This is a genomic window from Citrobacter sp. VF227 (genome assembly GCF_052950715.1).
Window position 1 is genome coordinate 1 of the sequence record NZ_JBRFVF010000664.1, and the last position, 430, is coordinate 430.

Annotated in this window: 1 pseudogene; it reads left to right on the forward strand. The window is 50.7% G+C overall.

Annotation, left to right across the window (positions count from 1 at the left end):
* Positions 1-416 (forward strand): annotated as a pseudogene (locus tag ACU8YC_RS28445) (MFS transporter); the annotation flags it as partial.
* Positions 417-430: the final 14 nt, after the last annotated feature.

Sequence of the window (430 nt, forward strand, 5' to 3'; positions counted from 1 at the left end):
TGCTGTGGGTGATTATCGGAATGCTGGTGATGTTTGCCCCGTTCTTTATTTACGTCTTTGGCCCGTTGTTACAGGTTAATATTTTACTGGGGTCGATTGTCTGTGGAATTTACCTTGGTTTTATTTACAATGCCGGTGCCCCGGCGATTGAAGCCTATATTGAAAAGGCCAGCCGCCGAAGCAACTTTGAATTTGTTCGCGCGCGTATGTTCGGTTGCGTGGGCTGGGCGCTGTGCGCCTCGATTGCCGGAATTATGTTCACCATCAACAACCAGTTTGTCTTCTGGTTAGGTCCTGGCTGCGCGGTGATCCTGGCATTGCTGCTGCTCTTTTCAAAAACCGATGCGCCCTCTTCTGCAAAAGTCGCGGATGCGGTAGGCGCCAACAACTCGTCATTCAGCCTGAAGCTGGCGCTGTAGTTATGCAAACA